General features: G+C 41.8%; 1 pseudogene. It reads left to right on the top strand.

Annotated features, from left to right (window positions below):
* Positions 1-228: pseudogene (locus P0G09_RS15645) on the top strand (helix-turn-helix domain-containing protein); the annotation flags it as partial.
* Between the last annotated feature and the right edge of the window lie 217 nt (positions 229-445).

Here is a 445-nt window from a genome sequence, read left to right as displayed (position 1 = left end):
CAGAAATATCGCAAGAGTGGTAATGACCCGCAATCACTTCGTGATCGGCGGGGTAAGGCTAAGCCAAAAGCCGAGTGGACAGAACTAGATAAATTAAGAGCGGAGAATCGGCTATTGAAGGCCGAAGTGAAACGGAATGAGATGGAGGTCGCTTTCGCAAAAAAATTAATAGAAATTCGCAATCGGGAGGCGAAAAGTTCTTCAAACAACAAGCCATCAAAGAACTAAATGAAGAGTACGGGTGGCCAATCAGCACTTTAAGCGAGATCGCAGGTATTACTCGAGATGCTTACTACAAGTGGATTCATCGAAAGGCCAATATCCATGATGATGAACAAGCAGAATTACTTAAAGCCATTTTGGAATTGGAAAAAAAGCATAAGTGGACCTTGGGTTATTTAGGCATGACGACGCAACTAGCTTTTGAAAATAAATTGGATTTCAA

It is taken from the genome of Faecalibacterium sp. DFI.5.82, assembly GCF_029076575.1.
Taxonomy (GTDB): domain Bacteria; phylum Bacillota; class Clostridia; order Oscillospirales; family Ruminococcaceae; genus Faecalibacterium; species Faecalibacterium duncaniae.
This window is presented reverse-complemented; position numbering and strand designations above follow the sequence as displayed.